Below are 24,806 nucleotides of genomic sequence, written 5' to 3'. Positions count from 1 at the left end.
GTTAGTGACCTTCGTGTCCAGGAACGACCACAGTGTGCTCATCAATTTCAACCTGGAAGTCGGAGAAGACTTCTTGCAGGTTGGCCAGGGTGAGTACTTCTTCTTTGGGACCGAATGCAACCTGACGTCCGTTGACAAAAAGTACGGTGTCACAAACTTCACGAGCTAAGTCCAAATCGTGAGTGGTCACGATGATGGCCACACCCGCTTTCTTGAGTTCCCGAATGGTCTGCGTCAACGCATCACGGTTGGGCTGATCTAAACCATTGAATGGTTCGTCCAACAGCAGAAGCCCGGGCTCTGACGCTAGGGCCCGAGCGAGGAATCCACGTTGTTGCTGTCCGCCAGAAAGTGAACCAAAACGCTTGTTCGCTACATTGGTCAACCCCACGCTGGCGATGGCTTTGCGAACCGCTGCACGGTCAGAACTTGAGGGAAATCGAAACAGTCCTAGCTTGCGATAACGCCCCATCATGACCACTTGCTTGAGGGTGACGGGGAACTCAGGATCGATGTGTTCTGTCTGAGGCAGGTATCCAATGCCTTCGGTTTTTCCCAAGCCCATTGACCCTTCCACAAGTGGAATCAGCCCCAATACCCCTTTGAGCAACGTTGACTTTCCTGAACCATTAGGTCCAATTAACGCCATGGCTTCACCGGGCTTAACCGAGATTGTGACATCTGTTAGCGCTGGAGTTGTGCCATAACTGAAGGAACCTCCAGTGATGGTGAGAGCATCATTGGTCACGATGGGAATCGGCCGAGTCCGTGGGCTCATGAGGTGAGCTCCGCGGGAACGGGAAGCACGAGGTATCCCCATGCTTCCATCAGCTTGGTCACGTTATGGATGGTGGCTTTGATGTAGGTTTCCCCTGCAGAGCCAGCAACACCTAGTGAATCTGAATAGAGTGCATCATCACCTGAATACACCTTTACCCCTGCTTCAGTGGCAATGGTTTCTGCCAGCTTGGGTGAGATAGAGCTTTCGGAAAAGACTGCCGATGCGCCGGACTCCTCAATGAGAGCGATAAGCGCATCTAATTCTGCAGCGCTTGGCTCAGCATTGTCGTCGAAGCTCGGGATGATCGACCCCAGGAAAGTGATGCCGTAAGCATGAACAAAGTAAGTAAAGGCGTCGTGATTGGTAACCAGGAGTCGTTGTGTCTCGGGAACTTGTGCAAAGTTCGCCACAATCCATTCATCCAAGATTGTGAGTTGTTGGTTATAGGAAGTGGCATTCGCCTCAAAAGATGCCTTCATCTGGTCTGTTACCTCAGGAAGGGCAGAAAGTCCTGCTGCGATGTTGGAGACCATCACTTCCGCGTTGGCGGGCGATGTCCACACATGCGGATCTCCCTCACCGTGGTTGTGCTCATCTTCAGCATGCCCCGCGTGGTCTTCTTCAGATTCACCAGCAGCCAACAGTTCAATTCCGGTCGAGGCATCGATGATCTCGCCCGAGAAGTTAGCTGCATCCAGGGCGTCTTGCAGCCAAGGCTCAAGGTCTGCGCCGTTCATGACAACAGCATCAGCTTGAGATAGCTGCAACAGTTGTTTAGCCGATGGGTCAAAAGAGTGAGCACTCTGATTGGGCTGAATCAGTCCGGTGACAGTTCCTTCAGAGCCAACTATGGTGCTGGTGAATTCAGTGACCTGGGTTGTTGTTGCAACAATGCTCAGCCCTTCAGTGTTCTCTGTGGGAGCACTGCATGCGCTCAGAGAGAGTGCGCCAAGTGCGAGGGCAATGAGGGTAGCAGCTTTTTTCATGTAAACAAACTAAGTCTTATTGAGAATGATTGTCAATATGAATAGTGCGATGTTCGCCGAGGGCGCGTACCCTTATATACATGGCAGTTCCCAAAGTTCTTCTCTATTACGCATTCACCCCCATTGCTGACCCTGATGCAATTCGCCTCTGGCAGCGTGACCTGTGTGAAAGCTTGAACCTTCGTGGACGCATCCTTATCTCCAAGCACGGCATCAACGGAACCGTGGGCGGAGACCTCAACAACGTCAAGATGTACCTGCGCAAAACAAAGGAATATCCCGGCTTCAAAAAGATGGACGCCAAATGGAGCGATGGAACGGGGCTTGACGAAAACGGCCTAAGCCTGGACTTCCCTAAGCTCAGCGTGAAGGCACGTCCTGAAATTGTTGCCTTTGGAGTGCCCGACGAAATCGAAGTGAACAGCCGCGGAATCGTTGGCGGCGGAAAGAAGCTCAAGCCCCACGAACTTGATGCTCTCGTGGCAGAGCGTGGTGACGAAGTTCTTTTCTTTGACGGTCGTAATGCGTGGGAAGCAGAGATTGGTCGATTCAAGAACGCCATCGTCCCTGACGTGAAGACCACTCACGACTTCGTACGAGAACTGGAAAGTGGTAAGTATGACCACATCAAGGACAAGCCCATCGTCACCTACTGCACCGGTGGAATCCGCTGCGAAATCCTGACCCCCATCATGAAAGCAAGGGGCTTCAAGGAGATCTACCAAATAGATGGCGGTATCGTTCGCTATGGCGAGGCTCGTGGAAACCAGGGCCTGTGGGAAGGCTCGCTCTATGTCTTTGATAAGCGCATCACCATGGACTTCGCGCCCGACGTCAAACTTTTAGGCACTTGCGTAAGCTGTGGAACCAAGTCAAACCACATGGTGAACTGTGTTGACAAGTCCTGCAGAGAACAGATGGTTGTTTGCGAGGAATGTGCAGAGAAGCCCGTCTACTGTGACGAGCACGCCAACGTTAAGGCTTAGTCTTCAGAGCATGGTCGACAAGAAGGTCGACCATTGATTCAATATTGATTTCATCTGCGATGGCGTCAATACGCAAACCAAATGAACGCGCGTCTTTTGCTGTGCGAGGACCTGTTGCCGCGGTGAAAGTCTTCTCAGGGATCTCGCCAATCTGAAGCGAGATCTGTTCTGCAACAGAACCTGAGGTCACCAGAATGGCGCTGAACTTCCCCTGCCGAACATCAGTGATGACGCCCTCGGACACATCAACACCAACTGAGCGGTATGCCACCACAGAGTGAACGTCGTGGCCAATGCGAATCAAACCTTCAGTCAAAACCGGAACTGCAATCTGAGAACGCAGGGTAAGAACGCGAAGTGGAATCACGCCACCGGTTGCTGCAGTCCACTCTTCGAGCAGGCCGTGAGCAGTGTTCTCCTCGCTGGGCGCAAGGTCCGCTTTGTAACCAGCAGCAGCCAAAGCGGTAGCTGTTGTTTCACCAACGCAAGCAACTTTGGTGCTCGGAGGAATGACGGCCTGGTGCGCCGAGAGAACATCCACTGTTGTTGCACTCGTTAACGTGACCCAGTCAAATTCACCGGCAGCTAACGACTTCAACGCAGCATCGAGCGCAGGGGCATCATCGGTTGGGGCAAAGTTCACCATGGGTGCAATTACCGCTGATGCACCTTTAGCGCGGAGAGCTGATGCGACAGAGTCGCCCCAGGGTCCACCGCGAGGTACAAGGACGCGATGCCCGTATAGTGGGCGCGTCTCGATCGGAGAGGTAAATGACATCGCCTCTATTGTGCTCCTGTGTTGCTCCAGACAACAAACTGAAGAAACCGCTGACCGGCCATTAATGTCGATCTGAAAACGTGGTTATTTACGAGCTGAACGAATAACGCCTGCAATGATCGCGCCGGCAAGAGCCACGGCGCCCACACCAATACCCAGAAGTAGAAGTGGTTGTTCTTCTCGCATCACCATGAAGCGTGCCTGGAGACGATCTCTCGCCTTGCCTAGTTGCTTAGGAACATTGGCTTTGTCTTCCAACTGATCCAAAGTGGTCGAGAGCTTGTCACGTGTTGCGCTGAGGTGTTCTTGAAGTTCAGCGTTGTTCAAGGTTGAAACATAGGAAGGCTCAGCATAGAACTCTTCTTCAGAAACCTTTTTCAGCTGAGGGTTAGATGCCATTGTTGTCATCTCCCTTGAATGCGTGAGCATCTTTAACGACGCTATCGAAAGTTTCGGTGGGTAGTGGGGGGCTGCCCTTCTTGAACTGCACGGCAGCAATTCCCACCAAGATAATGATGATCAACAACAGAATGCCGGCAACGGTGAGTGCTGCTGCCCAGGGTGGCATGACAAGCGCCAACGCGAAAATACCGGCCAGCAGCAAAGTGAACACGAGGAAGCTCAGCAGAGTCACAGCAATAAGAATGAGTATTGCTCCAACACCCAGATTCTTGAGCTTGCGTGCCATCTCACGCTTGAACTGTTCAAACTCTGCCTGCAGCAGATCCATCAGGATGCCGGGCAGTTCACGCAACAGTGTGAACAGAGACTTCTCTGAGGTTTCCTTATTTGACGGTTGAGAGGCAGACATGGTTACTTCGCGGCAGGCTTAGGTTCAGTTTTGGGTGCGGCCATTTTTGCAGCGGACTCGGTTGGAGCTTTCTTGGCGGCTGGCTTCTTGGCAGGTGCCTTCTTCGCGGCAGGCTTTTCACCAGTGACCTGGTGAATGACACGCTTGGCAACGGTGAGTGCTTCTTCAGCGACATCGCCGACAGCGTCCTGTGCCTGCTTGACCGACCACTGAACGGGCTCTGACTCCCAGATGTTCTGGGCGGCAGACTTAATCTGCTCGTAGCGTCGACGGCCAGCACGGGTGCCAAAGACGTAGCCAATTGCGAGACCTGCAATGAAAAGGAGCTTGCCCTTCATGATTTCTTCCGTTCAATATGTCGAAAATCGCATATGTTGCATCTCTAGCCTATCCCTCGAAGCTGAGAGTCCCAATGGGAGGTTTTTCAGGGTCGCTCAAAAGCACCCTTCTCATTCCCAGTGCGGCATGTTGGGATGCCGGGATAGCGCTCTCTAAACCTGGGGATTTTGAGGAAATTCCTACCTCAGCGATACGTTCGAGATTAATGCCATCCGGAATGGAAACGTCACCGAGGTCAGCAAGAATAACACCTGCTTTCTTCCAAGCAGATTCCAGTTTTTTGGTTGGGTCTGCAACCCGCGTCACTTTTTCGGCGAAGTAGTCCATCTTGGAAATCACCGCGTCGAGGATTGCTTGTTGACCGCCTGGAACAACTACGCGTTCAACGATTCTGCGATCGGCCAGCATGAGTTCAACCACTGCGTTGCTCAACGATCCGCAGCGGGTCAACGCTTGCGCAAGACCCGGCGCAACAGCATCAACAGAAAGGTCTTGTGCCAGATAGCCGTAGCGCTGAGTAGCCACAGGGTCCACAAGTTTGGTCAGTGCTGCCTTACCCAATCGCTGGGAAACTAGTGTGCCGAGATTAGTTTCATTGCCTATGGTCAGCACGGGCTTAATGCGGTCGAGATAGATTCTCCAGGCACCCGACCACCCCACAGCTGCGCGAACAGCAGGGGAAAACGGATTGGCGGGGATTCCACAAATCTCTTCCTCACCAGTGGCGGGGATGACAATCTCGTAGTCAACGCCGAGATCATCAAGAACCGCAGCAACAATTCCACCCCGGTGAGAGAACTCTGCCGGTCCTGAAAAATCTGCATCTTTCGGAATCCACAAATCAACCTTGAGCCCAATGCGGGCACAATCCAATGCAGCAACGAAAGCAGCAAGGTCGCTGCCAATCGTCAACACATCACATCGTGATGAGGAAGCCTTTGCTGCTGCCATGAGACGAGGGCGAACTATGCACCCTTGAGAGCAAGAGCGAGGTACATGTGCAAATCCTCAATGAGGATGCGCTCCTGCGCCATGGTGTCACGGTGACGAACGGTCACTGACTTGTCCTCAAGAGATTCAAAGTCAACAGTGATACAGAACGGCGTGCCGATTTCATCCTGGCGACGGTAACGGCGGCCGATGGCACCTGAGTCATCGAAGTCAACATTCCAGGACTGGCGCAGCTCAGAGGCAAGCTCCTTAGCCATGGGAGATAGCTGTTCATTACGAGACAGAGGAAGCACAGCAGCCTTGATGGGTGCAAGACGAGGATCAAGTTTGAGCACGGTGCGCTTGTCCGTTCCGCCCTTGGCATTTTCCACTTCTTCCTCGACGTAGGCATCGACCAGGAATGCCATCAAAGATCTGGTCAAACCAGCCGCAGGTTCGATGACGTAAGGAGTCCAGCGCTCGTTCTTGGTCTGGTCGAAGTAGGAGAGATCTTTGCCCGAGTGTTCGGTGTGGGTCTTGAGATCGAAGTCGGTGCGGTTGGCAATACCTTCCAGCTCACCAAACTCACCGCTCTGGAAACCGAAGCGGTACTCAATATCGACAGTGCGCTTGGAGTAGTGAGAAAGCTTCTCTTTGGCGTGTTCATACAGACGCAAGTTGTCAGGGTTGATTCCTAGGTCGACATACCACGCGAAGCGGTGGTCAATCCAGTACTGGTGCCATTCTTCGTCCGTGCCAGGTTCGACGAAGAATTCCATCTCCATCTGTTCGAACTCACGGGTGCGGAAAATGAAGTTTCCGGGAGTGATCTCGTTACGGAAACTCTTACCAATCTGACCAATACCGAAAGGTGGCTTCATCCGTGCTGCTTGCAGCACGTTGGCGAAGTTCACAAAGATGCCCTGTGCGGTTTCGGGGCGCAGGTAATGCATACCTGCTTCTTCAGCGACGGGACCAAGGTAAGTCTTGAGCAAACCAGAGAAAGGCTTAGGTTCAGTCCATGCACCACGGGTTCCACAATCTGGGCAGGGAACCTCGGCGAGACCGCCTTCTGGGGCGCGGCCCTTGCGCTCCTCGAATGCCTCTATGAGGTGATCTTCACGGTGACGTTTGTGGCAGCTGGTGCACTCCACCAATGGATCGGAGAACACTTCAACGTGACCAGAAGCTTCCCAAACCTTGCGAGGAAGAATGACCGAAGAGTCCAAGCCGACGACATCGTCTCGGCGCTGGACCATGTAGTTCCACCACTGTTTCTTGATGTTCTCTTTCAGAGCAACACCCAAGGGGCCGTAGTCCCATGCGGAGCGGGAGCCGCCATAAATTTCACCAGCTTGGAAAACAAAGCCACGGTGTTGGGCGAGAGCAATAACAGCATCAAGACGAGAGGTGGGGGCCATAAGGAGCAATCTTACTAAGGGCTACCAAATACTGACGCGCTCATCAGCGTCAAGCCAGAGCTCATCAGCTGGATGAACATCAAATGCGTCATAGAACGCATCGATGTTGCGGACAATTTGGTTGCAACGGAATTCGTTCGGTGAGTGGGGATCGATAGCGAGAAGACGAATGACTTCTTCATCTCGTCCCTTCTGCTGCCAGGACTGCGCCCAGCTGAGGAAGAAGCGCTGTGCACCGGTGAGACCATCAATGACCGGAGGCTCCTCACCATTGAGAGAGATCAGGTATGCCTTCCACGCAATGGCCAGCCCGCCGAGGTCACCAATGTTTTCACCAATGGTGAGCTCACCATTAACAAAGTGCCCGGGAACCTGCTTAGGCGAGAGTGCGTTGTATTGATCAATAAGGCTCTTGGTGCGCTCTTCAAAAGCAGCACGGTCCTCATCAGTCCACCAGTCCGTGAGCAAACCATCACCATCAAAGCGTGAGCCTTGGTCATCAAAACCGTGACCAATCTCGTGGCCGATGACGGCTCCAATGGAGCCATAGTTGGCTGCGTCATCCCAGTCTGGGTGGAAGAAGGGTGGCTGCAAGATTGCAGCCGGGAAAACAATCTCGTTAAATCCGGGGTTGTAATAGGCGTTGACAGTTTGAGGAGTCATGAACCACTCGTCGCGGTCAATGGGCTTGCCAATTTTGCCCAGCTCACGCTGGAATTCAAACTCGGCAACTCGTCTCATGTTGCCAACCAGGTCGGTGGGGCTGACAACGAGGCTGGAGTAGTCACGCCACTTGACGGGGTATCCAACCTTGGGAGTGAACTTATCCAGTTTTTCTAGAGCACGCTTACGGGTGGCTTCGCTCATCCACTCCAGTTCCGTAATCGACTGGCGGTAGGCCTCAATAAGATGAGAAACCAAAACGTCCATCTCGGCTTTGGCTCGCTCAGGGAAGTGGCGCTCCACATACACCCGGCCTACTGCTTCACCCATTGCTCCCTCGACGAGGGATACTCCGCGCTTCCAGCGCTCACGCTGTTCTGGGGTTCCAGTCAGGGTGCGCCCATAGAAGTCAAAGTTTTCTGAAACAAATGCTGCAGGAAGAAATGGGGCAGCCGAGTGAATGATGTTCCAGCTGAGCCAGTCACGCCACGCTTCAAGGTGCTCCTGCGTCAATAAGGCACCGAGTCCTTCAAGAAAGCTGGGTTCGCGAACAACAACAGTGTCCAATGCACCGGAAGGCGCATCGAGGGCGGTGAGCCACAAGTCCAGATCGGCAACATGCTCATTAGGGTCAGATCCCACAACCGCATCAAGATCTATCGCTTCGCGTGCACCGGATTCGACAAGTTCTTTCACCTGAGCCCAGGTCATCGGGTTATAAGTTGCCACCGAATCACGGGTGCGAACGTTATCCCAGTGAGCGGCGGCGAGCGCAGACTCTAAATCAAAGACGCGTTGTGCGCGAACAGCTGCGTTATCGAGTCCCGCAGTAGTTGGCAGGTGTTCTGCTGTGAGTTCAAACATGCGCTGAATGTGGTTCAGGTATGCCTCGCGTGCAGAGGCAAACTTCTCTTCTCGGAAATAGCTTTCATCCGGAAGGTTAATTCCGCCTTGTTCGGCAAAGACGAGATAGCGTTCTGGGTTGCCGGGATCGTTATCAACGAACAGCTCAAGGAATCCGCCGACACCCTGGCGTTCTAGCCTGGCTACCGTGTCCAACAGCTGGGAAATTGTTGCTACGTTCGACGCAACAGCGAGTTGTGATTCAATAGGGGCAACGCCTAAAGATTCGATGAGTTCGGTGTCCATGAAGCTGGTGTACAAATCACCCACGGTGCGCTGCTGGGTTCCTTCGGGAGCTTGCTGGCCCTCAATGATGATGTCTCGAACTGCCTTTTCTGCTTCCTCGGCAAGAATGTGAAATGAGCCATAGCGTGCTTTGTCGGCAGGGATAGGAGTTCGCTCTTCCCACTTGCCGTTGACGTGACGGTAGAGATCGTCTTGGGGGCGAACGTTCTCATCTAATTCAATGACGTCGATTCCCGAAAGGTCGCTGTTTTTGCTCATAGGTCAAGCCTAGAAGTTTGAACAGGGCTCCATCTGCATGTTCGCTGTTAGGTAGCCTGAAGTTATGACTTTTCCTCATTTGCCCTCGTCATTGAGCTTGGCAAACACCACCGCTCTGATTACCGGAGCAGGCAGCCCAACCGGTATTGGTTTGGCTTGTGCTGTTGCTCTGGGAGAGCTAGGTGCTCGCGTCATTGTGACAGGCACCACCGACCGCATTCATGAGAGGGTTGCTGAGCTCGAAACACTGGGGATTGATGCGGTAGGCATTGTGTGCACGCTCGATAGTGAAGCAGGTGCTGCTTCACTATCTCAGGCACTCGCTGATGTCTCTGCACAACCCACCATCGTGGTCAATAACGCTGGGATGGTCACAGTCGGGGAAGACACAATTGCGCAGGGTGATATCGAGATGTCAACCCGCCAATGGGATGCCACCGTGGCGATGAACCTCACCACGGCATTTCATGCCACCAGGGCGGTTGTCCCCTTCATGCGCTCAGCCAAGTGGGGACGCATTATCAACGTCAGTTCCGTCTCTGGCGCATTCATGGCCACTCGCGGTGACGTCGCTTATGCCGCGGCAAAGGCAGGGATGGTGGGCTTCACCCGTGCTCTGGCGGTAGATGAAGCTGCACACGGTATCACCGCGAATGCGGTGGCACCGGGATGGATTGCTACCGGCTCTCAATTGGAATCCGAAGCCGCAGAGGGAAATATTGTCCCCGCAGGACGCAGTGGTACTCCACAGGAGATTGCTTCTGCAGTGGCATGGCTTGCTTCTCCTGGTGCTAGTTACATCACCGGCCAAGTCATTGCTGTTGACGGGGGAAACACGATTGGGGAAGAGCGGATTCCTCACTCATGACCACCTTTGAGGTTGACTACACGCCCGGCCCGGTGATTTCCACAACTGGGCCATGGGCTCCCCTGTTATGGGATATGGATGGAACCTTGCTGGATTCAGAGGTAGCCATCGTGCGCAGACTGACAGAGGTGCTTCTTCACTTTGGCGTGACCCCTCCACCGGCTGACCAGTTGAGATACCTGATTGGTCCCCCCACCGGCACTTCACTGCAGCGATTTATTGCCCCGGAACATCTAGATGAGTCTCGTGCCTACTACCGCTCGCTTGCTGAGCGCGATGGCCTGACGGATCAGCATCTCTTCCCGTGGATTTTGTCCACGCTCAAAACGTTTCATGACGCTGGATTCCCCATGGCCGTTGCCACCAGCAAACCTCAGCATGAAGCAGAGCGCCTGTGTGAGGCTTATGGCATGGCTGAATACTTCTCCGCCATTGTTGGTGGGAGTGAGAAGCGTCTCGACAAGGCTGCCGTAATTGCAGAAGCACTTCAGCAGTTAGGAAACCATAACGCTGTCATGATTGGTGATCGTTTCTATGACACTGACGGTGCTGCCCACAATGGAATTCCCACCATTCTTGTTCGGTGGGGCTATGCACATGAGAAAGAATTTGCTGGAGCTATGGCTGCCGTCTCGAATGCGGAGGAGCTGGTCAACTTGCTCCTACACAACAACGAAGTAGCCTAAAACTATGCGTCTTGTTGTTGCGAAATGTTCCGTGGATTATGCGGGGCGCTTGAGTGCACACCTTCCACTGGCAACACGTGTACTGATGCTTAAGCAAGATGGTTCCCTACTGATTCACTCTGATGGCGGCTCCTACAAACCGCTGAACTGGATGAGTCCGCCCTGTTCGCTCACCACTCATGAGCCGGAAAAAGACCAGGCTGACGTGGGGGTAACCGAAATATGGCGCGTCACCCATGCCAAGACAGCAGATATGCTCGTTGTCAGCATTTATGAGATTTACAACGATGTTGAACATGAACTCGGCGAGGATCCTGGACTCATAAAAAACGGCGTTGAGTCCGAACTTCAAGAACTCTTTGCGGCACAAATTGAGCTTCTCGGTGAGGGGTATACCCTAGTTCGCCGCGAATACATGACTGCCATTGGCCCCGTGGACATTCTTGCTCGCGATGAAAACGGCAACAGCGTAGCTGTTGAAATTAAACGTCGGGGAGAGATTGATGGCGTGGAGCAACTGACTCGATACCTCGAGCTGATGAACCGTGACCCCCACCTTGCACCAGTAAAAGGTGTCTTTGCTGCCCAAGAGATTAAGCCCCAGGCCAAAACATTGGCGGAGGACCGTGGAATTCGCACACTCATCTTGGATTATGACGAGATGCGCGGTGTTGAGGACAAGCACGGCCGCTTGTTCTAGCCCAGCAGGATGAAAACCCTGCTAGCTTCGTTCACGTTCGCAGGTTTGCGCCCTAAGCTTGCCAAGTTATGAATTCTGTAGTTTCCCGCACCTGGTCAGCTGTTCTCTTTGATCTTGACGGCACCATCCTCGACTCTGCTCCGGGGATCATCGATGCCCTCACCGATACATTTGCTCACCTGGGACTTCCCGTTCCCAGCCGGGAAGAGTTCATGGCATATATCGGCCCTCCTCTCCTAGCGTCTTTCCAAGAACGAGCCGGAATGACAGAGGTGCAAGCGCGTGAAGCGCTCACGATTTATCGCAAGGACTACCGTCGTGATGGTGCCTTTGATTCAGCCATTTTCCCGGGCATCCTTGGCCTGCTTGATTCGTTACGTGATGCAGGGGTTCCTCTGGCTTTAGCCACCAGCAAGCCGGAAGATCAGGCTCGAGCAATTTTGGCTCACTTTGATTTGACCTCCTATTTCACGGTTATTGCAGGTGCATCAGAAGATGACTCACGAACTTCTAAAGCACATGTTGTTGGACACGCCTTAGATGAGTTACAGCAAGCCGGTGCTGACATTTCCCGCTCAGTGCTCATTGGTGACCGTATCTACGACGTTGAGGGTGCAGCTGCACACAACCTGCCCACCATCATCGTGGAGTGGGGTTATGGTTCTCCTGCAGAAGCGGTCGGAGCAATTGCCACGGTGTATTCAGCAGATCGCTTGCGAGAGTTGCTTCTGGGTTAAGCCGCGTGCTCTGCGCTGTGCTTCTTGGGAAGTGTCGCAATGATTACGGCCACAAATATCAGCGCGGTGCCAGCAAAGGTGGAAAGTCCCAAGGGGTGGCCGTGGGAGTTCAGAGAGTCAAAGACAATTGCCATGGTCAATTGACCTGCAATAGTTCCTAAACTCAACAGCAGTACGCCAATTGCTCGAACAACGACGGCATTTGCGGCGATAAATATAATGCCGATAGGGCCACCGGCATACAGCCACCATTCGGTGGGAAAGTTGGGAGGGAAACCTGTTTCTAGGACACGGATGGCTGTGGCGATGAGGAGCACTCCTGTGCCAACGCCAAAGTTGATAAATGTAGAGCTCCAGGGAGTTCCCGCTGAAACTGTCAGCCGACCGTTTGCCGCCTGCTGCCAGGCCACAGTTGCCCCAAAAAGCAAGGGCATGACCAAGAGAAAAAGTCCTTCAGTCTGTATGGGTTGACCCATCACGCCCACCACGACTGCAACCAGGCCGAGCGCTGCGCCGAAGACTCTGTTGCGAGTAAGAGGTCTTTTTCCGGCGGGGCCGATACCCCAGACATCCAACAGCAACGAGCCGATAGTGAGTCCCGCAACAAAGGCCACAGTGAAGAGAGCGACACCGGTGAAACCAATAACTATTGACTGCGAAAGCACGTAGCCAGCCCCCGCGCATCCAGCCAAGGTGAACCACCACGGAATGGTGCGCTGCTTGATGTCGGCAACAATACGTCCGTAACCTTGCCGACCACGCTTAAACACCAACATGATGATGCACAGAAGCACAAACCCCGAGCCGAAGGAAATGCTGGCAGCAACAAAACCGTTGTCGAGATCTACAGCAAGTTCACCGTTGAGGCGAGCTTGGGTTGTCATGAAACACCCGGCAATAAATGCCACAACCAACGCCAACCAGGTCGGCAGTGCCGAAGAGTGCTGGTGACCGGTCATTGTTAACAGACTAACGGCCCCTCCCGTATTCGGGAGAGGCCGTCTGTCTTGGAGGCCGTGAGAGAAATTACTTCACGTTGACAGTGAAGGTAACTACCTCTCCGGTGGTCTTGTTGGTCAGTTCAACCTGGGTTGATCCAGCCTGGGTTCCCTGAAGTCCGGGGTTGAGGACTGCGTCACCAGACTTGCCGCCAGCGGTGAATGCCACCACTGCAGGGTCCTTGACGACTGCGGTCCAGTCAGCAGGATCGGTGTCACCAGTGGTGATGTCGACGAATGAACCGTTGTTGATGTCTACGGTCTGTCCGTTGAGGGTTGCAACATCAACGATGGTGGGTGCGACGACCTGGCTGGTTTCGCTGGATTCGTCTGCGCCCGATGAATCTTCATCTGCAGCGCTCGAGCAAGCTGCGAGGCTGAATGTTGCTGCTGCAGCAAGAGCTGCGATAGCTCCTACCTTTGCGATCTTGTGGTTCTTGATCATGTTGTTTCTCCTTGGTGTAAAAGTCTTTTGATGTGTGAGCGGTTGTGCTCATATGACTACGTTAGCTCTGTACCTTTGGTTTAAGTTGGGATTCAGCTGTGTGTAGTCTGGGAGTTTTCTGAATGAAATATGAGTGACTTAAACAAGGAAGGGCGCCCCGAAAGGGGCGCCCTCACACTGCAGCAGAACTACTTGAGAAGAACCTGGATGTTCAGCTCACGTGGGTCCTCACCAGCGAAGGTGAACGTCACCGTTGACTCACCACCAGAGAGTGCCAGCAGACCTGCAGAGAACTGAGTGTCGTTCTCGTAGGCAGCAGCCGAGTACTCGACAACCTTAGGGTCAGAAATCGAAACTTCAACTTCACCGTCGTTGATGCCGCCGTAGTTGATGTTGACGACCTGGCCAACAACCAACTCAAGAGTCTGGCCATCAATGTCCTGGTAGTTGAGTTCGATAGGTGCAACGATGTCGCCACCGATTGTCGTTTCGGTTGGCTCAGGTGCAGGGGTTGCACATGCAGACATACCAAAGCTTGCAGCTGCAGCAATAGCAACAACAGCTACTGCCTTACCAATGGTGAATTTAGCCATGAAAATGACTCCTTATATACGTGGGGGTTGCGCATCAGTGCGCTCAAAATGATTCTTTCAGCTCACGCCCAGAAATAGAACTAATCTTCTCAAGAGAATTTCGTGTCTTAAGCGGCAAAACCCCCGGCATTACACCGGGGGTTTGTTCGTGCGCGAGGGGGGACTTGAACCCCCACGCCCTTGCGGGCACTGGCACCTGAAGCCAGCGCGTCTGCCATTTCGCCACTCGCGCGAACTGGTCGAGGTTATCACGGAGCAGTCCCCCTGCGCCATTTGAGTGCGTGGATCGAGTGAGGCCCCGGCGCGCATCCAGCTTGCTCACAGCGAGCCGAGTACCATTTGGGGAGGAGATATATCCCCCTAAAGGAGACCTGTGGGCATTCTGGACAACCTTGAGCGCGGCCTCGAACGCGTTGTCAATGGCGCGTTCGCGAAGACGTTTCGCTCTGGCCTGCAGCCCGTCGAAATCACTGCCGCTCTTCGCCGAGAGTTGGATACCAAAGCAGCAGTTCTCTCCCGCGACCGCATCATTGCCCCTAACCGTTTTGTTGTGAGTCTCTCTCCCTCCGACTTCGAACAGATGTCCAGCATGGGCGACACACTCATCGATGAGCTCACCCGACTCGTAGCCAAACATGCAGCAACTCAGCACTACCAGTTCGCCGGTGGCATCAAGATTTCACTCAAACAAGATCCTGCACTTGCTGTTGGTGTTGTTCAGGTCAGTTCCGAAAACGTCAGTGGCACAGTGACCTGGGTTGCTGTTTTGGAAATTGCTGGAAAGCGTTACCCCATTAACAAATCGCGCACAATTATTGGACGCGGCACTGAAGCAGACATCACCGTGGAGGACTCGGGTATTTCACGCAAGCACGTAGAAATTCTGTGGGACGGTACCCGTGCTCAAGCTAACGACCTAGGTTCCACAAACGGTTCCAAGCTCAATGGTCACAAGCTCGTCTCTTCTGCTTTAGAAGCCGACTCCATCATCACCATCGGACAGACATCCATCACCCTGCGCCTCCTACCACAGGCAGCAGGCGCAGAAAGCACTTCATCTCCTCCAGCGCCAGCGCCCGGTGGATTCTGGGGTCCACGTGAGTGAGCTCACACTTCTGATCCTGCGCATAGGTTTTCTAGTTGCGCTGTGGGTCTTCGTCTTCTTTGTTGTATACGCAGTGCGCAGTGATCTCTTTGGTCAGCGTGTTCGTAAACTTCCTGCGCCACAGCCGGCGAGCGCACCTGGAGCGCAGTCTTTCCTCACTTCTGCGCAACCACGTCTAGCTCCTGAGATTTCACAAGAAATTGCTCCTGCCGATGGAACCCCGCTGCGCCTTGTCATCACTTCGGGTGATCTCGCCGGCCAAGAACTTCCTTTGCAGGGTGACGTCATAACTATTGGTCGCTCTCCCGACTCCAGTCTGGTGATTCAAGATGACTACACCTCTACTCACCATGCCCGTCTTGAGGTTCGTGGAGGGTCATGGTTGTTAAGAGACTTGGACTCCACCAACGGAACAACGCTCGCAGGTTCACGGGTGAGCTCACCCGTTCCCATTCCCCTGAACACCCCCATTACTGTGGGCGCAACAACCTTTGAGGTTCGCCGCTAGGCCAGGCATATGTCTCAGTTCAGCGCAGCAGCCTCCAATGTGGGCAAGGTCAGGGCATCCAATCAGGATTCCGGCTACGCAGGAACCTATCTCAGCATCGTTGCCGATGGCATGGGTGGTCACGCTGGTGGAGATGTTGCTTCGCACCTAGTTATTCGCCACATGCTGCAGCTGGATAAAGAATATGACGATGTGAAAGCAGCACAGCGGGATCTGATTCAAACGTTGCTACAAGCAAATGACATGCTTGCTGACGTTGTTTATGAACATCCTGAGCTTGCTGGTCTGGGCACCACGGTCAGTGCAATGCTTCGCGTGGGCAACCAGGTTGTGTTGGCACACATTGGTGACTCACGTATTTATCTCTTGCGCGAAGGAAACCTGAGCCAGGTCACCGTTGACCACACTTTCGTGCAGCGACTGATAGATAGTGGTCGCATAACCGAAGAAGAAGCACACGACCACCCTCGTCGCTCAGTACTCATGCGCGTACTTGGCGATGTGGACGGGTCTCCAGAAATTGACACCGTGGTGTTAGAAGTCTCTGTCGGAGATCGCTGGATGCTCTGCTCTGATGGGCTTACCGGTGTTGTGCATACCGACCGGTTGCTTCCGTTCTTACAAGAAGCTGAAACGGCAGAAGATGCCGCTGATACTCTCGTGCAGGCCAGTCTCTCCGGTGGTGCCCCCGATAACGTCACTGTTGTTGTGGTGGACATCACCGCTGATGGGCCAGAAAATATTGCTGAGCTTGTTGGATCTGTTGCAGGCCCCATGCCGATCAAACAACCAGAGCCGCGCCTCATTCCCTCGGGAACAAACAAGCCCCGGCCGAAGCCAAAGAAACTTCCCATTTCAACTGGCGGTATGACGGTTCCACCGCCGCCTCTGACCGCTCAACTGGATGCCGTGAAGGCCAGACGTATTCGTCGTCGTGTCATGCTCATTAGTTCTCTCATTCTGGTTATCGGCGCTCTCTTTATTGCAGCAATCTTGGGTTATCGGTGGAGCCAAACCCAGTTTTATGTCGGTAGTGACGCCGACTCTGTTGTGATTTATCAGGGCATCTCACAAAACTTTGCCGGCATCAGCCTCTCTCATGTGTATGTCGATACCGATCTTCCTTTAGATAGCTTGACCGACTATCAAAAGGCTCAAATTGAACAGACCATCCCTTTCCCCACCTTTGGTGAGGCACAGGCGTTGGTGGATTCTCTCGCCAGTGAGGCTCAGAAGTAATGAGCGTCACTCCTCCAGCAGATTTTGTGGCCACCGGATCCATCGGGCGGCTTAAGCGCGTTCGTGTTTCCCAACGTATGCGCAATGTTGAACTGGTTCTCATCATTTTTGCCAGTGCGATTAATGTGGCCGCCTTGGTATTGGTGCAGCTCGGTGTTCTGGGCAAAGTTGATGCTGGGCCGTTAGCAATCTGTGCTCTGCTTGCAGTATTGGTTTTTGCCATACACATCGCCATGCGTTTTGTTGCACCGCAAGCTGATGCCCTCATTCTCCCTATCGCGGCTTTGCTCAATGGTTTAGGTATTGCCGAGATTTACCGCATTGACCTCGCTGTTGGCGCTGAAGGCTGGGATGGTTTTGCAACCAAACAAATTGCCTGGTCTGCATTAGCGATGGGGGCCGCCCTGGGAACGATTGTGCTCATTCGCCACCAGCGCATACTCCAGCGGTATACCTATGTTGCTGGTCTTGTTGCGGTTATCTTGGTGCTCTTGCCCATGGTTCCCGGTCTCGGGCTGACAGTTAATGGTGCACGGGTGTGGATCCAGATAGCGGGATTGACCTTCCAGCCCGGCGAAATTGCCAAGATCGCTCTGGCCGTTTTCTTTGCCGGGTACTTAGTCCAACGCCGAGAAAGCCTGTCAATGGTGGGGCGCACCTTCCTCGGTATGCGCTTTCCTCGTGGCCGTGACCTTGGGCCCATTCTGGTGGTCTGGGCGCTGTCGATGAGTGTGATTGTGTTGCAGCGTGACTTGGGAACTGGTCTGCTTTTCTTTGGCTTGTTCCTCGTCATGCTGTACACCGCCACCGGCCGAAGCAGTTGGGTCATCCTGGGTCTGAGCCTCGTGGGCTTGGGCGCCGTTGTAGCGAACCAAACCCTTGACTATGTCAACGGTCGTTTTTCTAACTGGTATGACGCGTTTAACAACGACAACTTCAATGCGGCAGGCGGAAGTTTCCAGCTGGTCCAGGGGCTGTTTGGCTTGGCTCACGGTGGCATCATTGGAACCGGCTTGGGTGAAGGAATGCCGGAAATCACCCCGGTTTCTCAAAGCGACTACATCATCGCCAGCCTGGGAGAAGAACTGGGCCTAGCTGGTATCTTCGCCATATTGTGCCTCTACCTCCTCCTTGTTGGCCGGGGTTTGCGTATCGGGTTTGCTGGTCACGATGACTTCAGCAAGCTCTTAGCCGTAGGGCTTTCTTTCACTATTGCCTTGCAGTGCTTCATCGTGATCGGTGGTGTGCTGCGCGTAATTCCTTTGACGGGTCTGACCACTCCATTCCTCGCGGCAGGTGGTAGCTCACTTGTTGCCAACTGGATGATTGCGGCACTTCTCTTACGCCTATCTGATTCCATCAGGAACGAACCGCGGTTGGTGGTCTGATGAACAGAGAACTCAAACGGGTCACACTCGCGGTGATAGGAATGTTCACCGCACTCTTCATTGCTGCCAGTGTCGTACAAGTTGTTACCGCTGATCAGCTCTCCGCCGACAGCAGGAATACCCGCACAATGTATGAGAGCTACCGCTATAAGCGCGGGCCCATTCTTGTTGCGGGAACGCCTATTGCTGAATCTGTTCCTGTCGATAACAAATACCGCTTTCAGCGCACCTACCCGAACCCTTTCGTGTACTCGAATGTGACCGGATACTTCACCTTGACCCAGGGATTGACAGGTATTGAAGGAGCGATGAATTCCTACCTCAGCGGAAAGACAGGGTCGCAATTCCTCAACCAACTCAATGCCATCCTCACTGGACAAGAACCTCAAGGTGCCAGTGTTGAACTGACCCTTGACCCTGTATTGCAGCAAGCTTCCTGGGATGCACTCGGTGATTACGAGGGCGCAATCATTGTGACGGAGCCCAGCACAGGAAAAATTCTGGCTATGGTATCCAAGCCGGGTTATGACCCCAACCTTTTGGCCTCTCACAACACCAATGACGTCATTGCGGCATACACCGCACTGAATGAAGATCCGCTTGAGCCACTTATCGACAAGACCATTGCAGGAGATTTGAACCCACCGGGTTCAGTGTTCAAACTCGTCATGGTCGCGGCAGCATTAGAGTCCGGTAAGTACACACCCGAAAGCACCTTCCCCAACCCTGCCAGTTTCCAACTGCCTGGAACTGATGTCTTTATCAAGAACTGGAACCGTGGGCCCTGCCCCGGCGCCGGCGCTGAAGTAACGCTGGAACAAGCGCTCAAGCAAAGCTGCAATATCCCGTTCGCCGAACTCGGGCTTGAGCTTGGTCGCAAAGCCATTTTGGATCAGGCAAAGAAGTTCGGATTCAACACGAGCTTTGAAATTCCCATGAAGACGGCAGTGAGCGAATTCCCTGTCGTGATGGATGATCCACAAACAGCACTGGCATCCTTTGGCCAATATGACGTTCGAGCCACACCACTTCAAATAGCGCTCGTCTCCGCTGGGATCGCCAACGGAGGCATGGTGATGTATCCGAATGTGGTCAACCAGGTGCTCGAACCCAGTCTCAAGCCAATTTCTCAGTTTTCTGCGAAAGACTTCTCCCAGGCAATGTCCGCTGAGAATGCAGCAACTCTCAGGGACATGATGGTGGCTTCTGTTCGCTCAGGACTGGCAACTAATGCGAGAATTAGCGGAGTTGATGTTGCGGGTAAAACTGGTACAGCAGAAAACGGTGATGGCGAGCCATTCACCTTCTGGTTTACCGGGTTTGCCCCAGCAGACAGCCCGCGATACGCAGTCACTGTTTTGGTTGAAAACGGTGGCGGCCTCGGACAGTCCGGGGATTCCAACGAAATAACAGCAACAATCGCGAGAAAAGTACTAGAGGCGGGGTTAAACAAATGAGGCCAACAGCTGGAATGACCTTTGGTGGTCGTTATGAACTCCAGTCACGTATTGCCATTGGCGGCATGGGTGAGGTCTGGCAGGCAACTGACCTTGTGATTGGTCGCCTCGTCGCCATCAAGATTTTGAAAGACGAATACCTGGGAGACCCCGGGTTCCTGGAGCGTTTCCGAGCTGAAGCCCGTCACGCAGCTCTGGTCAATCACGAAGGCATCGCCAACGTCTACGACTACGGCGAGGAAGAAGGCTCCGCTTACCTCGTGATGGAACTTGTTCCCGGCGAACCCCTCTCGACAGTGATTGAGCGTGAGAAGACATTGTCGATCGACAAGGTTCTCGACATTATGGCTCAAACTGCTGCTGCCTTGCAGGCAGCGCACAGTGCTGGCCTGGTTCACCGCGATATCAAGCCTGGAAACATGCTGATTACCCCCGAGGGTCGCGTCAAAATCACGGACTTTGGTATTGCTCGTATTGCAGACCAGGTTCCTTTGACCGCTACCGGCCAGGTGATGGGAACTGTTCAATACCTTTCTCCCGAGCAGGCTAGTGGTCACCCCGCTTCGCCCTCCACGGATATTTACTCATTGGGTATCGTCGCATACGAATGCTTGGCGGGTAAGCGCCCCTTCACCGGCGAATCACAGGTTGCCATCGCCATGGCACAGATTAACGAAGAGCCTCCACCACTTCCAGACACGATTGCGGAACCAGTTCGTAACCTGGTCTACTCCTGCATTGCCAAGAAACCAGCAGACCGACCTGCGTCGGCAGCAAACCTCGCTCGTGCGGCGCAGGCATTACGTCGCGGTGATCTCCAGGGTGCAGCAGCAGCAGTTCCTGGTGTTCTCGGAACCTCCACTGCTCCACTTGATGCCACCACTGTGATGCCTCGCACCGCAGCAACGGGTGCAACAACAGTGTTGACCATTCCCGATGCTCCAGAACCAGTTGAGCAGGAAGAAAAGAAGAAGCGCAGCCCCTGGTTGTGGCCTCTCATTGCTCTCGGTGGCGTCCTCCTACTCGTTATCGTCGGTGGAATCATTGCGTTAACTTCTGGTGGAAACACACCAGAACCCACGCCAACAAACTCCACCCAGAGCGCTAAGCCCACAAAGACTCCAACCAAAACTCCCACGGGAACCCCAACCCCAACAACAGCAGCGATTAACAAAGCTGACTATGTTGGCAAGCCTTTGGCTGAGGCAACAGCGGCTTTGGAAAAGCTCAACATGACAGTCAACGCGGTCAAGGGTACTGCGGCACCAAGTGCTGACAAGGTTGGTGTTGTCTATGACGTCAATCCCACCGGACCTCAGGTTCCTAATGGCACCACAATCAACGTGACCTATTACGACGCGTTGCCGATCGCTCCCGCCCCGACTGCAGCCCCAATTTTGGACGAGGGGGATGCAACCTACACTCCAACACAAGCAATCAATGTGTCGTGGTCTGGATACAGCTCGTGCCCTTCAGGTCATGCCCTGAGTGGATATAACATCTTGCTCAACGGCAATGTAATCTCGACCGTAACATCAGCGACTGGAGCGATTCCCGCCCAGCCAGTTGGTTCATACACTGTGAGCTATCAAGCAAACTGCTCAGGACTTGCTCCTTCGGCAGCTTCACCCACAACTGGCTTTACCGTGAACCAACTCGGTAACTAAGTTTGAAATTAGTTCAACCGGGGGAAATACGTGTCAGAACATAAGCAGGTAATTGCCGGCCGATACGAGCTAGGCAAACTTGTTGGCAGTGGCGGTATGGCTGAGGTATATATCGCCCATGATGCTGTCTTGGGCAGAAAAGTTGCGATCAAAGTTCTCAATGAGGACTTAGCGAACAACAAGAAGTTTCTCTCACGATTCCAGCAAGAAGCACGCTCTGCTTCTTCGCTAACTCATCCCAACATCGTCAAAGTTCTCGATTCGGGTGAAGAAACCGTCACAGATTCCGACGGAACCGAACATGTTCGTGCCTACATGGTCATGGAGTACGTCGAAGGCCTCGAGCTTTCCAAACTGGTTGCCCGTGGTCCGTTAAAGGTTCCCGAAGCAGTTCGCGTTGCCGGAGAAATTCTCAATGCGGTTGAGTTTGCCCACAGCGCTGGAATAGTTCACTGCGATATCAAGCCCGACAACATCATGATTACCCGTCAGGGAAATGTAAAGGTTCTCGATTTCGGTATTGCCCGTGCTGCAGCAGCTGCTTTTGACGACCTTGCCCAAACAACTTCTGTGTTGGGAACTGCCGCCTATTTCTCCCCCGAGCAGGCTCAGGGCAAGAAGGTCGACGCTCGCACCGACATTTATGCAATTGGCGTGGTGCTCTTTGAAATGCTCACCGGCAAGGTTCCTTTTGAAGGAGACACTGCTGTTGCCGTGGCTCACCAACACATTCACGCGCAGCCTGTTGCACCCAGCACATTCAACGCAAAGGTGACTCCAGCTCTAGATGCTGTTGTGCTGAAAGCACTATCTAAAGCACCCAAGGATCGATACCAATCAACACATGCCTTTGGCGCAGCACTGCAGGACGCTGCCTCAGGCAAGGTTGTCGTTCCTGAGACGAAACCCGAGCCCATCGAAGAGCTTCTTGGCCCTATCTCCGAGCCTGCTCTTGAAAAGACTGACACGTCGAGTAATGAATTACCTGCCGAGTTTGCATTCCTCTTTGGAGACGACCCACAAACTGCTCCAACTCTGGTTCAGCCTGAAGAATTCAGGCCTGAACCTAAACGGGTTGTGGCGATTGTTGGAATTGTTGCCCTGGTCTTCGGTGCGATTGCAGGTATGGGTCTGTGGGTGGCAACCCTCAAACCCGTCAATCTGTTCCCCACCAGCACGGTGACTGTTCCTGAACTCAAGGGTGAAACCTATGAGGCTGCAGAAAAAGAGTTGAAAGATCTCGGTCTTTATCCCACGAAAGTGGAAGAGAGCAGTGGCTTAGTAAAAACTGGCAGGGTTATTCGCACCGAACCGGGTAAAGAAACTGTGATCGAGCCTGGTGCCCTCGTTCAAGTTTTCGTCTCGACCGGAAAGTCCAAAGTTGCTATTCCTGATGTATCAGGTCTTCCAATAGAAGAAGCGAAAACGACAATCACAGACGCTGGCTTCAAGGTTGGGCTCGTCACTGAATCAACAAACCCCACCGTTGCTGCAGGTGCAGTCATTGCAACTGACCCCGTTTTCGGAACGCAACGTTTCCAAGGTGCCACGGTCAACATCTCCGTCTCCAACGGAAAGATCGATATTCCTGACGTGCGCGGCAAGAGCGTGGCCGAAGCAAGTAACTTGCTTGGCGATCTCAACTTGTTCCCAGTTGTTCAAGCAGATATGGGCTGCACGAAAGCTGCAGAACCTACTGTTCGATCACAGTCCGTGCCTCCTGGGCTGTCGAACCAGGGTGTTCCCATTACCCTCAGCTACTGCGCTGGCTAGTTAGCTAATCAGTGGGCTCTTTGTCAGAGCCAGTTGAGCGGCACCAGTGAGTCCGCAGACTTCCAGCCAGTTTCCGAGCATGGTGTATCCACCTTCGGTGAGCACTGATTCAGGGTGGAATTGCACACCATAAATCGGTGCAGAATCGTGTTGTAAGCCCATGATCACGCCGCCGGCAGTCTGACTAGTTACAGTTAGTTCCGCTGGAACGGTGTCCTTGACGACAGCAAGTGAGTGATATCTCGTTGCTGTAAACGGCTGAGGAACATTCTGATAGAACTGCCCTCCGTCGTGAGTAATCAGTGAGGTCTTTCCGTGCATGAGCTCTTCTGCATTGGTTACTGTCGCTCCGAACGCTTCCCCAATGGCTTGGTGCCCTAAGCACACACCCAGAAGCGGAATACCTTGCTTGTGTGCACTGTGCACAGCTGCGATGGAAACTCCCGCATCAGAAGGTTTACCAGGCCCCGGTGAAACAAGAACCCCGTCGTATTCTGCCAACGTCTGATCAAGTTCTTCGAGAGGAATCTGGTCGTTGCGCACCACGACGGTTTCTGCGCCGAGTTCTTGGAGGTAACCATTGAGGGTGTAGACAAAACTGTCGTAGTTATCAATAACGAGAATGGTGGTCATTGCGTTACCGTCACCTCTCGTACTGAAATAGCCGTGTTGACGGCAGGAAAAACAAACATCATCAAAATTGTGATGACAACAATTGCTGCTGCCGCCAGAATAGCAATCTTTACCCAGAGTGTTCCCGGCAGGATTCTCCACAATGCTGCGTACATCAGCTCACTCCGCTCTGACTCTTCACCATTGCTGGGGGTGGCCCGGCAGATTGTGGGCGCCACGATTCAAGGACTCCATAGACAATCATGCGTTCTGCATCCCCAAGCAGTGGGTTACAGGTAGTAATCGTAATAATGCTTTGACCGTTGGACGGGTTGTTTGAGCCTGGCACGGGAAGTAACACATCCACACCAATAGGCAACACGTATTCGTAGTTACGCACGGCGTACGTGTAGAAACCTTCCTGCGTTTCCACATAAATCTTGTCCCCTGGCTGGAGTTGAGGCGCATCAGCAAATGGGCTGCCGTTACCTGTGCGGTGAACAGCTACCGCAAAGTTTCCAGGTTGACCCGGCCACTGTGTATCGGGGTAGTGGCCATAGTAACCCTTGTCCAGAATGGTACTGAGGTCGATCCCGTTCGCAACAACGCGCGTAGAGTCAGGTCCTAAACGTGGGATATACAACGTGGCAAATTTAGCCCCTTCGGCCACTCCGCCGAACGCCGGTGCCGGGCCGAAGTCTTCATTCGCCGGCGCAGAGGCAGTTTTGTCCTTATCCGTTGCCCACTCTTTGCTGAGTTCTTGAGAAGCTGCTTGCTGCTGGTTTGCCACAACGGCGTTGTTAATCCAGAGCTGCCATGCCAGAAATAGTAGAACAATGACACCAAAGGTAATGAGAAGTTCGCCAACAATGCCCATGACACGAGAGAGGGTTGCTGGCTTGAACACTCTTCCAACTTTACCCGGGTC

General features: G+C 53.4%; 27 protein-coding genes and 1 tRNA gene. 12 read left to right on the top strand and 16 right to left on the bottom strand.

The genetic code is table 11. The features are described 5' to 3' along the window. Window position 1: 1 nt before the first annotated feature. Both AURUGA1_RS00210 and AURUGA1_RS00205 read right to left on the bottom strand, forming a co-directional pair. Complete coding sequence (locus AURUGA1_RS00210) at window positions 2-778, bottom strand: metal ABC transporter ATP-binding protein (protein WP_162784008.1); 777 nt, start codon at window positions 776-778, stop codon at window positions 2-4. After that, window positions 775-1,767: a metal ABC transporter substrate-binding protein gene (locus AURUGA1_RS00205; protein WP_114128364.1), complete on the bottom strand. Its 993-nt coding sequence runs from the start codon at window positions 1,765-1,767 to the stop codon at window positions 775-777. Before AURUGA1_RS00205 ends, AURUGA1_RS00210 begins: the two co-directional genes overlap by 4 nt. A gap of 80 nt (window positions 1,768-1,847) precedes the next feature. Here AURUGA1_RS00205 and AURUGA1_RS00200 point away from each other — a divergent pair, with 80 nt between their 5' ends. Next, window positions 1,848-2,753 (top strand): rhodanese-related sulfurtransferase, encoded by a 906-nt coding sequence (locus AURUGA1_RS00200; protein ID WP_114128363.1) that lies wholly within the window; start codon window positions 1,848-1,850, stop codon window positions 2,751-2,753. On the opposite strand, the gene AURUGA1_RS00195 is transcribed toward AURUGA1_RS00200, so the two are convergent. The 7 genes from AURUGA1_RS00195 to AURUGA1_RS00165 form a co-directional block, all read right to left on the bottom strand. After that, complete coding sequence (locus AURUGA1_RS00195) at window positions 2,743-3,531, bottom strand: uroporphyrinogen-III synthase (RefSeq protein ID WP_114128362.1); 789 nt, start codon at window positions 3,529-3,531, stop codon at window positions 2,743-2,745. The two genes, AURUGA1_RS00200 and AURUGA1_RS00195, sit on opposite strands and share 11 nt — an antisense overlap. An 84-nt stretch (window positions 3,532-3,615) precedes the next feature. Next, window positions 3,616-3,930, bottom strand: coding sequence for a DUF3618 domain-containing protein (locus AURUGA1_RS00190; protein WP_162784007.1), 315 nt, complete (start codon window positions 3,928-3,930; stop codon window positions 3,616-3,618). Then, on the bottom strand, window positions 3,920-4,342 hold the full coding sequence (locus tag AURUGA1_RS00185; RefSeq protein WP_114128360.1) for a phage holin family protein: 423 nt from the start codon (window positions 4,340-4,342) through the stop codon (window positions 3,920-3,922). Before AURUGA1_RS00185 ends, AURUGA1_RS00190 begins: the two co-directional genes overlap by 11 nt. A 2-nt stretch (window positions 4,343-4,344) precedes the next feature. Further along, a complete protein-coding gene (locus AURUGA1_RS00180) occupies window positions 4,345-4,680 on the bottom strand; it encodes a YtxH domain-containing protein (protein WP_114128359.1) in 336 nt (111 codons plus the stop codon). Between the two features lie 49 nt (window positions 4,681-4,729). Then, entirely contained in the window at window positions 4,730-5,632 is a 903-nt protein-coding gene (locus AURUGA1_RS00175; RefSeq protein WP_114128358.1) for a hypothetical protein, read from the bottom strand. Window positions 5,633-5,646: 14 nt separating this feature from the next. Then, on the bottom strand, window positions 5,647-7,032 hold the full coding sequence (locus AURUGA1_RS00170) for a glycine--tRNA ligase (protein WP_114128357.1): 1,386 nt from the start codon (window positions 7,030-7,032) through the stop codon (window positions 5,647-5,649). Window positions 7,033-7,053: 21 nt separating this feature from the next. After that, on the bottom strand, window positions 7,054-9,102 hold the full coding sequence (locus AURUGA1_RS00165) for a M13 family metallopeptidase (RefSeq protein ID WP_114128356.1): 2,049 nt from the start codon (window positions 9,100-9,102) through the stop codon (window positions 7,054-7,056). Between the two features lie 64 nt (window positions 9,103-9,166). Here AURUGA1_RS00165 and AURUGA1_RS00160 point away from each other — a divergent pair, with 64 nt between their 5' ends. The 4 genes from AURUGA1_RS00160 to AURUGA1_RS00145 all read left to right on the top strand — a co-directional run bounded on the left by AURUGA1_RS00160 (window position 9,167) and on the right by AURUGA1_RS00145 (window position 12,093). Beyond that, window positions 9,167-9,970: an SDR family NAD(P)-dependent oxidoreductase gene (locus AURUGA1_RS00160; protein WP_114128355.1), complete on the top strand. Its 804-nt coding sequence runs from the start codon at window positions 9,167-9,169 to the stop codon at window positions 9,968-9,970. Continuing rightward, entirely contained in the window at window positions 9,967-10,656 is a 690-nt protein-coding gene (locus AURUGA1_RS00155) for an HAD hydrolase-like protein (protein WP_114128354.1), read from the top strand. Before AURUGA1_RS00160 ends, AURUGA1_RS00155 begins: the two co-directional genes overlap by 4 nt. Before the next feature lie 4 nt (window positions 10,657-10,660). Then, window positions 10,661-11,356 (top strand): endonuclease NucS, encoded by a 696-nt coding sequence (nucS, locus tag AURUGA1_RS00150; protein ID WP_114128353.1) that lies wholly within the window; start codon window positions 10,661-10,663, stop codon window positions 11,354-11,356. 68 nt (window positions 11,357-11,424) lie between these two features. Then, window positions 11,425-12,093: an HAD hydrolase-like protein gene (locus AURUGA1_RS00145; RefSeq protein ID WP_114128352.1), complete on the top strand. Its 669-nt coding sequence runs from the start codon at window positions 11,425-11,427 to the stop codon at window positions 12,091-12,093. Here AURUGA1_RS00145 and AURUGA1_RS00140 read toward each other — a convergent pair. From AURUGA1_RS00140 to AURUGA1_RS00125, 4 genes are all read right to left on the bottom strand, one after another. Further along, complete coding sequence (locus AURUGA1_RS00140; RefSeq protein WP_114128351.1) at window positions 12,090-13,052, bottom strand: DMT family transporter; 963 nt, start codon at window positions 13,050-13,052, stop codon at window positions 12,090-12,092. The two genes, AURUGA1_RS00145 and AURUGA1_RS00140, sit on opposite strands and share 4 nt — an antisense overlap. A gap of 67 nt (window positions 13,053-13,119) precedes the next feature. After that, on the bottom strand, window positions 13,120-13,536 hold the full coding sequence (locus AURUGA1_RS00135; protein WP_114128350.1) for a hypothetical protein: 417 nt from the start codon (window positions 13,534-13,536) through the stop codon (window positions 13,120-13,122). Window positions 13,537-13,724: 188 nt separating this feature from the next. Then, complete coding sequence (locus AURUGA1_RS00130; protein ID WP_114128349.1) at window positions 13,725-14,129, bottom strand: hypothetical protein; 405 nt, start codon at window positions 14,127-14,129, stop codon at window positions 13,725-13,727. A 149-nt stretch (window positions 14,130-14,278) separates the two neighbouring features. Then, a tRNA-Leu gene (locus AURUGA1_RS00125) sits at window positions 14,279-14,361 on the bottom strand. Window positions 14,362-14,502: 141 nt separating this feature from the next. Between AURUGA1_RS00125 and AURUGA1_RS00120 the strand changes: the two genes are divergently transcribed. The 7 genes from AURUGA1_RS00120 to pknB are packed head-to-tail and all read left to right on the top strand — an operon-like array spanning window position 14,503 to window position 23,266. Further along, on the top strand, window positions 14,503-15,234 hold the full coding sequence (locus tag AURUGA1_RS00120; RefSeq protein WP_114128348.1) for a DUF3662 and FHA domain-containing protein: 732 nt from the start codon (window positions 14,503-14,505) through the stop codon (window positions 15,232-15,234). Further along, window positions 15,227-15,742, top strand: a complete 516-nt coding sequence (locus AURUGA1_RS00115; RefSeq protein ID WP_114128347.1) for an FHA domain-containing protein — start codon at window positions 15,227-15,229, stop codon at window positions 15,740-15,742. The genes AURUGA1_RS00120 and AURUGA1_RS00115 overlap by 8 nt, the downstream gene beginning before the upstream one ends. Window positions 15,743-15,751: 9 nt before the next feature. Next, window positions 15,752-16,981, top strand: a complete 1,230-nt coding sequence (locus tag AURUGA1_RS00110) for a PP2C family serine/threonine-protein phosphatase (protein WP_114128346.1) — start codon at window positions 15,752-15,754, stop codon at window positions 16,979-16,981. Beyond that, on the top strand, window positions 16,981-18,369 hold the full coding sequence (locus tag AURUGA1_RS00105; protein ID WP_114128345.1) for an FtsW/RodA/SpoVE family cell cycle protein: 1,389 nt from the start codon (window positions 16,981-16,983) through the stop codon (window positions 18,367-18,369). The genes AURUGA1_RS00110 and AURUGA1_RS00105 overlap by 1 nt, the downstream gene beginning before the upstream one ends. Then, on the top strand, window positions 18,369-19,826 hold the full coding sequence (locus AURUGA1_RS00100; RefSeq protein WP_114128344.1) for a penicillin-binding protein 2: 1,458 nt from the start codon (window positions 18,369-18,371) through the stop codon (window positions 19,824-19,826). The genes AURUGA1_RS00105 and AURUGA1_RS00100 overlap by 1 nt, the downstream gene beginning before the upstream one ends. Then, window positions 19,823-21,493 (top strand): protein kinase, encoded by a 1,671-nt coding sequence (locus AURUGA1_RS00095; RefSeq protein WP_114128343.1) that lies wholly within the window; start codon window positions 19,823-19,825, stop codon window positions 21,491-21,493. Before AURUGA1_RS00100 ends, AURUGA1_RS00095 begins: the two co-directional genes overlap by 4 nt. A gap of 30 nt (window positions 21,494-21,523) precedes the next feature. Continuing rightward, window positions 21,524-23,266: a Stk1 family PASTA domain-containing Ser/Thr kinase gene (gene pknB / locus AURUGA1_RS00090; RefSeq protein ID WP_114128342.1), complete on the top strand. Its 1,743-nt coding sequence runs from the start codon at window positions 21,524-21,526 to the stop codon at window positions 23,264-23,266. Here the strand turns inward: pknB and AURUGA1_RS00085 are convergent, their stop codons facing one another. Genes AURUGA1_RS00085 through AURUGA1_RS00080 form a run of 3 tightly spaced genes read right to left on the bottom strand, consistent with a single transcriptional unit; the run spans window position 23,267 to window position 24,785 of the window. Continuing rightward, window positions 23,267-23,899, bottom strand: coding sequence for an aminodeoxychorismate/anthranilate synthase component II (locus tag AURUGA1_RS00085; protein WP_114128341.1), 633 nt, complete (start codon window positions 23,897-23,899; stop codon window positions 23,267-23,269). Beyond that, the gene (locus AURUGA1_RS08090; RefSeq protein ID WP_205214646.1) at window positions 23,896-24,054 is read right to left on the bottom strand and encodes a hypothetical protein; all 159 of its coding nucleotides are present in this window, start codon (window positions 24,052-24,054) and stop codon (window positions 23,896-23,898) included. Before AURUGA1_RS08090 ends, AURUGA1_RS00085 begins: the two co-directional genes overlap by 4 nt. Beyond that, the gene (locus AURUGA1_RS00080; RefSeq protein WP_114128340.1) at window positions 24,054-24,785 is read right to left on the bottom strand and encodes a class E sortase; all 732 of its coding nucleotides are present in this window, start codon (window positions 24,783-24,785) and stop codon (window positions 24,054-24,056) included. Before AURUGA1_RS00080 ends, AURUGA1_RS08090 begins: the two co-directional genes overlap by 1 nt. Between the last annotated feature and the right edge of the window lie 21 nt (window positions 24,786-24,806).

Origin of the sequence: Aurantimicrobium sp. MWH-Uga1 (assembly GCF_003325955.1) — a bacterium.
Lineage (GTDB): Bacteria > Actinomycetota > Actinomycetes > Actinomycetales > Microbacteriaceae > Aurantimicrobium.
The sequence above is the reverse complement of the archived record's forward strand: the minus strand, read 5'-3'. Positions and strand labels throughout refer to the sequence as shown.